Genomic DNA, 11,068 nt, shown 5'->3' with positions numbered 1-11,068 from the left:
CCCTCCATGTTTCAAAGCTTGGGTTTTGCCCGCAAAGCCATTAAATAAAGTAATTCAACACGCCATCTAACCCCACCTGATTAATACAATAGGGTGCTTCGCGCTGCACGAGTGGTTTGGCGTGGCAGGCAACGCCAAAGCCCGCTTCTTTGAGCATCGGTAAATCGTTGGCCCCATCTCCCATCGCAACGACTTGATCGACACGCAGGCCTAGCTCGGTCCGGTATTTGATGAGTTCAGATTTTTTGCGTTCAGCATCAACAATATCGCCGATCACTTTGCCAGTGAGTTTGCCGTTTTCAATTTCTAATACATTGGCGATGGTGCGAGTGAGGCCCAGCTTGGCTTGTAGTTTTTCGGTGAAGAAAGTGAATCCACCCGAAATAAGCAGGGTTTTGGCTCCCGCATCATGAAAGCCTTTAAGCATGGCTTCGGCACCTGCCATGAGCTTAAGGCGCTCGGTGTAAACCCGCTCAAGCGCACTTTCGTCAAGGCCCACCAAGAGTGCCACGCGGCGGGTGAGGCTTTCTTGAAAGTCGATTTCGCCGCGCATGGCGCTGGCGGTGATGGCCGATACTTCTGCTTTAATGCCCTGCATATCGGCGATTTCATCAATGCATTCGATGGTAATGAGCGTGGAATCCATATCCATCACGACGAGGCCAATATCTCGCACGCGGGTGTCTTCAGGAATAAAAGCAAAATCGAGCTGATTAGATTCGCAAAAATCGGCTACGGCTTCTTCGTTGCTTATTTCTGCGCCTTGTAAGCGAAACGCCTGCTGATGAATGGCTTCAATGCTGTGCGCGCCAGATAGTCGGGCGAGTTGCTTTAAGTTTTGCGTGGCAATTTCTGGCGCTTGGATAACAAGACGGAACATATCAACTCTCTGCAGGGCTTTTATCTAAGGGCTTGATTGTAACTGTTGATCAGCGCTAAACATACGGCTTGCCGCGATAATGAGAGCGTGTTTGTTGCTTTATTCTTGTGTGGTGTTTTTAAATTGGCTGGATTCGCGTACTTGGCTGATATCTTGCCAAATGGCTTGGCTCAATTTGGATTTTTTGCTTTGAAATGAATGAGAAAAAGCCAGAAATAGATCGCTGATTAGAAAGGGCTGGGGGAGTTTTTCTATTTGCTGAGCGTATTCGGGGTGAGTTTTAAGCGAGCGATCACCTTGGCGCTCTTCTGCAATCGCAATTTGGATGAGGCCCATACTGAGCTTTCTGAATAAATCATCTACCGATTGCGAACTGTCTTCGCTAGGGATTTGTCTTTGTTTTAATACGCTGGCGGCCATATAGCCTGCTTGTACACCGACTGCGCCATTGAGGGGGGAGAATTGCTTGCCATTCCAAAAGCTGGCGCTGTCTTTGTGCCGATAAACTGAGCGGGTGGTGGTGAGCAGGCGATACGCGTGCAAAGGTTCTGCCTGACTATTGAGCGGATAGGCTGCAATGGTTCGGCGCTCGGGTAAATAAGCAATGCCAATCACACCATCGTAGCGGCCTGTTTGGACTTCTTTTAGGCAGCGCTTCCAGGGTAAGGGGTGATAAGTAAAGTTTAAATCGAGGTGCCCGGCCACAATATTGAGCAGCAAAAAGCTAAGCCCAGTGCCATTTTTTAAGGTGCTGGGGTAGGCATCTTCATTATTAAAACAAAGTTTTACGGTTTCTTTTGCCGCACAGGGCAGGGCCAGCAGGCAAGCAAGGAGGAGGAGGCGTTTCATGGTGCTAACTCACTAAAAGCTATCTTTAGCATAGTGTGCCTCTGCCTCTTTGCTGGCTTATTCTGCGCTAATTATGCACCACAGCACTTTTTGAATTTCTTGCCGCTGCCACAGCTGCAAGGATCGTTACGGCCAATTTTTGGGCCGTCATTAACAATGGTTTCTACTTTGCCAAATTGCTTGTTCAGCCACCAGTGCAGCACGTCTTCAATCAGCCAAGGCAGCTCGTCGATCAGCGCATCACGCGCCTTGATGCTCAGCACCAGCTCTTCATCATCAGGATGATGGCCCAGCTCTAAGGTCAGAATTTTGGCAACGATTTCGTAGAGATCTTCGTTCTCATCCAGCGTATCTTGCCAAAGGTCTTCACGCAGCAAAACACCGGCTCTAAAGCCCGAAGCCCAGTAAGCGCCCAGCGTTTCACGCCATTTTTCATCAATGCCTTCGTCTTGCAAAACGATAGGCACGTACAAAGGCTCTTCGGTTTCTTTATTGCGAGATTTGAGCGAAAACGCAGCTTGAATGGCGGCGTGATGGCGGCGGATTAACTCGATAATCTCGTCTTTTTCTGCCGCATCTTTAAATTCTGGTGCCTGGCCTTCAAAAATATGTGGCAGCCATTCTTCTTCGGGCGCTTGCTCTGGGCTGATGGCCAGCGCAACAAAGAAACCATCCATCATTTCCAGATCCATGGTCTCTGCGCCGGTGGCATCAGACATTAAAAACGCATCAAGGCGTTCAAGTTCGGCTTGCTTTAGTGCGGACATACTGTATTTCCAATAAGTGTAAAAAATTCTAAAAAATCTAAAAAGTCTGTGGACACAGAGATCAGGGGAGAACACAGAGCACACAGAGAAAAACTTTATAGGGTGTACAACGACGCAGTCGTTGCGCACCAAGGGCGGTGCGCAAGAAAAGCGACTTGCACACCCTATAAAATCTAATTTTTTTGCAGTTTACCCTTGGTTTGATCCCTCTGGGTTTGCGTAACTAAATACCTGCCGTGGTAGATCATGTTGGGTTACGCGATATATCGCTGAGTGAGGTAAACCTCACACGCAGACCGCTAACCCAACCTACAAAACTGATCAATATTAAAGCAAAGAATTTACTTCGCTTTTCTCCGTGTGCTCTGTGTTCTCATTTAGCTCTGTGTCTACAGATTTAGGGTTTGAATGGGTTAATTCCCACCTCTTAGCAATCCCAATAACGCTGCCGTATCCATCTTGCCTGTGGCGTCTCCGCCTTCGAGTAGGCTGTCGGCGAGGTCGCGTTTTTCTGCGTGTAGGGCGAGGATTTGCTCTTCGATGGTGTCTTGCGCCACAAGGCGGTAAATCGTTACTGGTCTTTGCTGCCCCATGCGGTGTGCTCGATCGGATGCTTGGTCTTCAACGGCGGGGTTCCACCATGGGTCGAGGTGAATCACATAATCGGCGGCGGTCAGGTTTAAGCCTGTGCCACCCGCTTTTAGGCTGATTAAAAACACATCGCCGATTCCGGCTTGAAAAGCATCGACGCGTTTTTTGCGCTCCATGATCGGCGTGCTGCCATCCAGATATTGGTAGCTGATGCCTTTTTCTTCCAGCCATTCACGCACAATCGCCAGATGATCGACAAACTGGCTAAACACCAGCGCCTTGTGATTGTTTTCTAGCAGCTCTTCGGTGATTTCGCCAAAGGCGGCGAGTTTACTGCCTTCTAGGGTTGAATTGGGAAGTGTTAGCTTAGGGTTGCAGCAAAAGCGGCGTAAACGGGTGATTTCGGCCAGCACACGCATGGCGCGGTTTTCATCCCCTCCGGCGGCATCGAGTTTTTCTACCGCTTCTTGGCGCAGCGCCTCGTATAAATGGCGCTCGTCTTTGGATAATTCAACTTTAAGCGTGATCTCGGTACGCGGCGGTAATTCGCTGAGCACTTGGGTCTTGGTTCGGCGCAGGATAAACGGTTGGATCAGTTTTTTCAAATGCTGTTTGGCGGTTTTGTCCCCACGCTCTATCGGGCCGCTAAATTTGGCGGCAAAACGCTCTTTTGATCCGAGCAGGCCAGGGTTGATAAAGCGGAACAGATTCCATAACTCGCCAAGGTGATTTTCCACCGGCGTGCCGCTGGCAATGATTTTGAAATCGGCATTGAGCGCCATCGCGGCTTGGCTGCGTTTGGTGGCGGAATTCTTAATCGCTTGCGCCTCATCCAATACCACGGTGTGCCAATGCTGGGCGGCGAAAGCTTCGCTGTCTTGCTGTAACATGCCGTAGCTGGCGACTACCAGATCAAAAGGGCCAAGATCAGTAAGGCTGCGATTATTGTGATAAGTCTGCACTTTAAGCGTAGGCGCAAAGCGCAGCGCTTCGGCCTGCCAATTTAGCGCCACCGATAGCGGTGCAATCACCAGCGCCGGGCCTTGCGGTGCGCGGGTTAAGAGCAGCGCCAGTGCTTGCACGGTTTTGCCCAAGCCCATATCGTCAGCCAGACATGCGCCCACGCCCCAACGTGCTAGTCGGGACAACCATTGAAAGCCTTCCAGCTGGTAATCGCGCAAGGTGGCTTGCAGGGTGGAGGGTACTTTCGGCTGAAAATCGGCCAGCGAATCAAGCTTTTCCACTTGCTCTTGCCAAGCGGCATCGCTTTGCAAATCGCCCACTTCGCTAGCCAGCTCGGCCAGCAGTGGCGCGGTCAGTGCGCTGATGCGCAGGCCGTCTTTATTGATTTCGGCCAGCACGCGCAATTCGTCGAGGCGCTTTTTAAATGCAGCGGTAAGTGCCAAATAATCGCCATCGCCCAGCGGCAAGAAGCGGCCCTCGGCCTTGTCCATCATTTGCAGCAATTCTCTCAGTGCCAGCACACGGCCATCATCCAGCGTTAGCTCGCCACCCGCTACAAACCACTCGCCTTGTTTTTTGACCGTGAGCGACATTTGCGCAAGGCCACGCGTGCTGTTTAAGCGGAAACGCTCGCCTTCGGGCCAGACCAGTTGCAGGGTGTCGTCGCCAAAGGTTCTTAGCTCGGCCAGTAGCTCTAAGCAAAGCTCGGGGTGGAATAGCTCCCACTCAATGCCATTTTGCTCGGCTTGGCTGAGGGTCGGCGAGCCATCGACCACTCGCTTTAGGCGTTTCTTTTCTGCGGCCAAATCACGGACGGCTTGCACCGCCTTGCCGTCGATTTCCCCCAGTACATTCACGCTGCCCTTGGCGGGCGTCATCCAGCTGCCACCGGCTAGCGGACGAACCAGTAGCTGCATCCGCAGCCCTTCTTGCAGCGGCAAAAGATGCGCATAAAGCGTTGCATTGGCGGGCACGCTATCTACATGGGCGGCCAGCTCGGGCAGGTCGGAGTGAATGGCAATATGCGGCGCAATCGCGGTAATGACGTCCACTAGCTGTGCTTTGGCTGCCACCGGCACGGCCAGCCCTGTGCCTAAAATGCCTGCGATTTGCTTGATTTCGGCGCTGGAGCTGTAAATGACGAGGCGGGTTGGGGTTTCTTTTTTCCAGATCAGCGCGGCATTGCTATCCATTTCGGGATCGAGCTGCAGGGTGATCTGGCCTTGCTTTTCTTTGAGCAGCAGCGCCACTTCGCCCTTGGCTATATCGATGCGCACATCGGGCGCGTCAAACCAAAATAGCGCAGGGTGGCCGATTAAATGGCCGACGGCTGCCTCGGCATCCAGCTCGTACTCGCTGCCGCCGTAATAATTGTTGTACGATTTTCTGATACAGCTGGCGACGCGTTTGTCTTGATCGGTCATGCCCGGCAAGGTGTCTTGCTCTTGCAGCATACGGCGCAGCGCCACGGCGCGGCCCTTGCTCCAAACGCCTTTGGCGCTTTTCTTTTGCTCACGCGGGTCAATCCGGATATCGCCGTGATTGGTTTCGATCAGCCAAGCGATACGCACATCGCTGGTGCTGACCGGTGTGCCTGCTTTGAGCTGGCTCAGTGCCACAAGCGCACGTTGCCAGCCTTCTTCTCTTTGAATGGCCGAAATCAAGGGCGTGAGCTGCTGCTGGGCGTGCCAGCCGGGGTAGAGTAGCGGCTTGCCAAATTGCTGGAAGAGCACCACATCCAGCTCGGCGGCAATCCATTGATAGCCGTGTTTGTTAGCTTTAGTTCTGGCGGTAATCAGTTTCTGGCACCAGCTATCGTCTACCGTTGCGTCTTGCCAGAAAAGGGCCAGCGCTTCAAATAGGCCATCGCAATCACTCGGCTGATGAATATAGCCGGGGCGGGCGCTGATCAGCGGTGTGCCTTGGGCCAGATGATCGACTAAAGGATGCAAGGCAAAATAGCTGTAAGCGTGTTTTTGTTTTTGGCCTTCATCGACCTGCGCCTTGGCAAGCTTCAGGCTGGCAGGGGTGTTTAGCCCCAATAGCGCCACGGTATAGAACAGGCCATTGCTGTCGGTCAAAAAGTATTTACGCTTGCCGCTGGCCTGTTTAAGCGCTTTAAGCAGCGTATCGTAAATCTCGATCGCAATGCCGTATTCGCCCCGTAAGGTAGCGAGCGCGGCTAAGTTTTCGGCTAGAAATTGCGCAGGTGTTTTTTTCTGAATTAGCTTGAGCTGGGCAAAATCACCACGCAGCAGGGCATGGGCGGCTAGCTGGGCAGACAGCAGCGGCCATTCGTGAAAGCTTTGCTCAAATAGGCTGAGGGTGTACTGATAGATGGCGCTGCAATCGGCTAGAGTCCATGCGCTGCTTTGTAAGGCGTCTTGCAGAAGCTGGCTTTGAACTTCTTCATCGAGCAGGCTAAATAAAAGCTGGCCGCTGTCGCTCTCAAAAAAATGCAAGGCAAGGCTGTCAGCCATGCTCATACGCGGTCGCCATTCATTGACGATTTCAATTTGCCCGCAAAAAGCAGAGAACATCACTTCTCGTCGGCAAAAGTCTTCTGGATAGTTTTTCCATGGCGAGTATTCATGCTGCTGCGTGAGCAAATCACGGGCAGATCCTACCCAGCTAGGCAGCCAGCCACTTTGTTTAAGCTTAAGTAAGGCGGGGAAAATATATTCGTCTTCTATCGCATAACCCATGCCCGTTTGCAGGATAACCATCTTTTTAAGCATCAACCGTGCAAGGCAGGCTTTGATCTTGGGCTGATCATAAGCCTCGCCACTGGCCATTTTTTCTTTGCGCAGCTGCATCAGCGTGAGCAGCCGAACCTGCGGCATAGGCTCTTGAAACAGTGCCATGGCATAGAGTAGCGGCAGATCGTCGTGATGAAGTTCAGAGATTTTTTGGGTCAGGGGCATAGTGGCTTGTTAGGTAATGTGAGTATTAATTTAAAGTGAAGACCAGAGCACGGCTTGGGCAACGATGACATTTTGACCGTTGAAAGTCGCTGCGGGCGAGCCGTACAGCTGATAGCCAAGAGCCAGTGCTTCGCTGATTCTATGGCAAAAGCTGGCGTCATCGGGGCCGGTGATTAAGCGATAGCGGGGCAGATTATTGGGTGGTGAGGATTTGGGTTCTGTATTCATTTGTGTTTTGTATGTATTTGTATGAGCGGATTGTGCCGCGAAAGTTTGCTGATGCGAATATCGTAGGGTGGGTTAGGCCGCTCTTTATGCGGATTAGGGCACTGATCTCTTTCGGCCGTAACCCGCCATGGCATGGTGGTGGGTTACGGCCTGGAAACCGTTTTATCTTTCTTTGGCATTTCAACGGCCTAACCCACCCTACGGGTAATTGATACATCAACGACTCAATGGCTTAGCTCATGCAGCAACTCTTTCACTCTCACCACCCGCAAGGCGCTTTCTGGCCAGCTGCCTTCTACGCGCAATTTATCTTGGCCGCTCATTTTGTAGTTCTTTTTGTTTTGGATGAGCTTAATGATTTTCATCGGCTCGATCACGGTATTAGTGGTAAAGCTGATCACGATGGCGTTGTCGGCGGCGTCGATTTTAACGATGCCGAGTGCGCCTGCAATCATGCGCAGGCGGTGGCAATCGAGCAGCACTTTGGCAGGGGCCGGTAGCAGGCCAAAGCGATCGATCAGCTCTTGCATCAAATCATCTAGCTCATCATTACTTTCACAATGGGCCAGGCGCTTATACAGGCTGAGTCGCTCGTTTACATCGGGGCAGTATTCGGCGGGCAGCAGTGCGGGGGCGCGCAAATTGATTTCGGTGGTGACGCCGAGCGGCTGAGATAAATCAGGCTCAATGCCTTTTTTAAGCGATTTAACCGCTTCTTTGAGCATTTGGCTGTAGAGCGAGAAGCCGATTTCCTGCATCTCACCCGATTGCGAATCGCCCAACACTTCACCCGCACCACGGATTTCCAAATCGTGCATCGCCAGATAAAACCCTGCGCCCAATTCGTCCATCATTTGAATGGCTTCGAGGCGTTTTTTAGCGTCGCCCTTTAAAGCATCAGGCTCAGGAACCAAGAGGTAGGCGTAAGCTTGGTGATGGCTGCGGCCCACACGGCCACGCATTTGGTGTAATTGCGCCAGACCAAATTTATCAGCACGATTCATCAAAATGGTGTTGGCGTTGGGGATGTCGATCCCTGTTTCAATAATGGTGGTGCAAAGCAGAATATTAAAACGCTGTTGAGAAAAATCTCGCATCACATGTTCAAGGTCTCTTTCACGCATTTGTCCGTGCGCTACGCCAACGCGGGCTTCGGGCAGCAGTGCCGTCAGTTTTTCGCGCATATTGTCGATGGTGTCGACTTCGTTATGCAAAAAGAACACCTGTCCGCCGCGCTTTAGCTCGCGCAGCACCGCTTCGCGGATAATGCCGTCGCTAAATTTGGCGAGAAAGGTCTTAACCGCAAGGCGTTTATTCGGCGCGGTGGCAATTACGGAAAAGTCACGCAAGCCTTCCAAGCTCATTGCCAGCGTGCGCGGAATTGGCGTGGCGGTCAGGGTGAGCACGTCCACATCGGCGCGCAGCGCTTTCAGCTGCTCTTTTTGCCGCACACCAAAGCGGTGTTCTTCATCAATAATCACGAGGCCCAGCTTGTTGAATTCCACATCCGGCTGCACCAGTTTATGCGTGCCGATCACAATATCCACCGTGCCTTCCGCCATGCCTTTCATTGTGGCGGCGGCTTCCTTAGCGCTTCTGAAGCGCGAAATTTCAGCCACTTTAATCGGCCAGTCAGAAAAGCGATCGCTAAAGGTTTGGAAATGTTGCTCGGCCAAGAGGGTGGTGGGCACCAGTACGGCGACTTGCTTGCCACCTGCCACGGCGGCAAAGGCGGCGCGCAGTGCGACTTCGGTTTTACCAAAGCCCACATCGCCACACACCAGTCTGTCCATCGGTTTATCTATGCGCATATCAACCAGCACGGCTTCGATGGCGGCGGCTTGATCGGCGGTTTCTTCAAAGCCAAAGCCCGCGCTAAAGGCGGCGTAATCGTGGAAATCCCACTCAAAGGCATGGCCCTTACGCGCGGCACGGCGGGCGTAAAGATTAAGTAGCTCGGCGGCGGTGTCTCTGACTTGCTCGGCCGCTTTGCGTTTGGATTTATCCCAGTTGCCACTGCCTAGCTTATGTAATGGAGCGGCATCTGCGCTGCCGCCAGAATAACGGCTGATGACGTGCAGCTGGCTAACGGGCACATAAAGCTTATCGTTGCCCGCGTACTCAATGACGACTAATTCGGTTTCACCCTCGCCCAAATCCATACTGGTCAGGCCAGAATAGCGGCCAATACCGTGGCCTTCGTGCACCACTGCATCACCAATTTTTAGCTCGGATAAATCACGCAGCATGGCATCGGTATTGCTGCGCTTTTGCTGACGTTTACCACGGCTTTGCGCCACCATCTCGTAAAGATTGGCTTCAGTCACAATGGCTAACGCGCCATCATTTAAGATAAAGCCGTTATAAAACGGTGCGGCGGTCAGTAGCACTTTGCTGGTTTTTTTTTCTTGAATGGCGGCCCAGCTTTCGATCAGCTCAGGCTTTAGTCCATATTCGGCAAAGAACTGCGCCATGGTTTCCCGGCGGCCCAGACTTTCGGCGCAGAGCAAAATTTGCCCGCTATAGCTAGCGATAAAATCGGTGAGCTTGCTGATCGGATTGTCGCTGCGCCGGTCGACGTTGAGTGGCGGCAATGCCGCAGTCAGTGTTGATTCGCCCGCAATAAACTCGATGCGGCGATGTTTGTTTAAACCGCTAAACAGCGCATCGGGGCTGAGGTAGAGGTCTTTAGGTGCAAGAATTGGCCGTTCTTTGTCTCCTGATAGATTGCGGTAACGATCGCTGGTTTCGGCCCAGAACTGCTCGGCGGCTTGCAATAGATCGCCGTGCTGCGCCAAAACAGCGTCTTTGGGTAGGTAATCAAACAGCGTGGCGGTTTGTTCAAAAAACAGCGGTAGATAGTATTCAATTCCCGCTGGGGTGCTGCCGTTGCCAATGTCTTTATAAATGCGTGCTTTGCTTGGGTCGCCTTCAAAGACTTCTCTAAAGCGCTGTCTAAATTGCGTGCGGCCCTTTTCATCTAGCGGAAACTCGCGTGCGGGCAGTAGGCGGATTTCAGGTACGGGGTAAAGGCTGCGCTGGGTGTCCACATCAAAGGTGCGGATGGTTTCGATGGTGTCGCCAAATAGATCAAGGCGAAACGGCAGGGTAGAGCCCATCGGGAATAAATCAATCAGCCCGCCACGAATCGAAAACTCCCCCGGCCCATACACCTGCGTCACATGGCTATAGCCTGCAAAGGCCATGTCGGCGCGCAACTGATCTGCATCCAGCTTCTCACCCTTTTTGATAAAGAAAGTGTAAGCGGCTAGGTACTCTACAGGGGGCAAAACACCCATGGCGGTTTGCACCGGCACGATCACGACATCGGCTTGGTTCTGACGAATTTGCCACAACGCCGCCAAGCGCTCTGAAATCAAATCGTGGTGCGGGCTGAAGTGATCGTAAGCCAGCGTCTCCCAATCGGGGAAAAGGACGATGTTTTTTTGTGGCGCTAAAAAGGCGAGCTCTTCTTTTAAGCGACTGGCCACCTGCGCATTGGACGTAAACACCACCAGAGGATGTGCAATATTGGCGTAATGGCTTAAGGCCCAAGCGTCACCCGATCCATGTAAGGCATGGATTTGGGTGCGTTGGCCGTTAAGAGGGAGTGCAGGTAGTGTCATGGCAGATAGCATTCTTAGAAAGCGTAGTGGCGGATTATACCCGTCCTGCCTGATCTGTTTGAGAAAGCTGGGGCTTGATTTTTTTGAGCAACTATCTAATGATGCTTACCAAATATTAGATTAGCTGGTAATACACTCTGCGTAGATTTGTTTCGTATTTGTGCCGGATCGTCGTGATCACTGGGCACAATAGGGGCAAGAAAGGCATCGCTACTGAAAGGTATCAAGGCGAAAGCACAG

Annotated in this window: 6 protein-coding genes; all 6 read right to left on the bottom strand. The window is 52.2% G+C overall.

Annotated elements, in window-relative coordinates; all coding sequences use genetic code 11:
• Positions 1 to 40: 40 nt before the first annotated feature.
• The 6 genes from serB to mfd all read right to left on the bottom strand — a co-directional run bounded on the left by serB (position 41) and on the right by mfd (position 10,828).
• Positions 41 to 880: a phosphoserine phosphatase SerB gene (serB, locus tag ACFQNF_RS06485; RefSeq protein ID WP_380187057.1), complete on the bottom strand. Its 840-nt coding sequence runs from the start codon at positions 878 to 880 to the stop codon at positions 41 to 43.
• Between the two features lie 99 nt (positions 881 to 979).
• Positions 980 to 1,729, bottom strand: coding sequence for a substrate-binding periplasmic protein (locus tag ACFQNF_RS06480; protein WP_380187055.1), 750 nt, complete (start codon positions 1,727 to 1,729; stop codon positions 980 to 982).
• A gap of 71 nt (positions 1,730 to 1,800) precedes the next feature.
• The gene (locus tag ACFQNF_RS06475) at positions 1,801 to 2,496 is read right to left on the bottom strand and encodes a UPF0149 family protein (RefSeq protein ID WP_380187053.1); all 696 of its coding nucleotides are present in this window, start codon (positions 2,494 to 2,496) and stop codon (positions 1,801 to 1,803) included.
• A 413-nt stretch (positions 2,497 to 2,909) separates the two neighbouring features.
• Complete coding sequence (locus ACFQNF_RS06470; RefSeq protein ID WP_380187051.1) at positions 2,910 to 6,974, bottom strand: DEAD/DEAH box helicase; 4,065 nt, start codon at positions 6,972 to 6,974, stop codon at positions 2,910 to 2,912.
• 30 nt (positions 6,975 to 7,004) lie between these two features.
• Positions 7,005 to 7,202, bottom strand: coding sequence for a DUF1737 domain-containing protein (locus ACFQNF_RS06465; RefSeq protein WP_380187049.1), 198 nt, complete (start codon positions 7,200 to 7,202; stop codon positions 7,005 to 7,007).
• A gap of 224 nt (positions 7,203 to 7,426) precedes the next feature.
• A complete protein-coding gene (gene mfd / locus ACFQNF_RS06460; protein ID WP_380187047.1) occupies positions 7,427 to 10,828 on the bottom strand; it encodes a transcription-repair coupling factor in 3,402 nt (1,133 codons plus the stop codon).
• Positions 10,829 to 11,068: the final 240 nt, after the last annotated feature.

Source organism: Iodobacter arcticus (assembly GCF_042664895.1).
Classification (GTDB): domain Bacteria; phylum Pseudomonadota; class Gammaproteobacteria; order Burkholderiales; family Chitinibacteraceae; genus Iodobacter; species Iodobacter arcticus.
The sequence above is the reverse complement of the archived record's forward strand: the minus strand, read 5'-3'. Positions and strand labels throughout refer to the sequence as shown.